At 32.8% G+C, this 451-nt stretch carries 1 pseudogene; it reads left to right on the top strand.

Annotated features, from left to right (window positions below):
- Window positions 1-364 (top strand): annotated as a pseudogene (locus ELQ12_RS09895) (hypothetical protein); the annotation flags it as partial.
- Window positions 365-451: the final 87 nt, after the last annotated feature.

Below are 451 nucleotides of genomic sequence, written 5' to 3'. Positions count from 1 at the left end.
TCCAAGAGATATAGATTCTACTCCTGAAAGCAGGAAAGAATTTGATCATTATATGGATGGATATAAAAATGGAATGGCAACTAGATTTGATGTAGATATTAGAAACGAAAGAGATGAAAGATCTGCTAAACTGACTATGGATACCCTAGTATTAAGCGCTAAACTAGCAGCCCTCACTCCTCCTCAAGGCTATCCTAATGCTCCAAGATACTATAGCCCTGAAAGACTAGAAATTATTTATAAAAGACATAAGCTTGATAGACTTCTTGATCCAAGAATTCCTGCTATTTATAGATATAATTTTCCAGAGGATTTAAGAGCTAAGATAAGAGCTTATGCTAAAGAGCATAATATCAAAGAGTAAGCCACAAAAGAAAGGAAAAACAATGCAAAAAATACTTCAAATCGATTTAGAAAAAAGAAAAGCTTTAGAGAATTTCAAAAATCTAGC

The organism is Campylobacter sp. US25a (assembly GCF_004379075.1).
Lineage (GTDB): Bacteria > Campylobacterota > Campylobacteria > Campylobacterales > Campylobacteraceae > Campylobacter_D > Campylobacter_D jejuni.
Note: the sequence above shows the minus strand (reverse complement) of the source record. Positions and strands in the feature narration are given on the sequence as shown.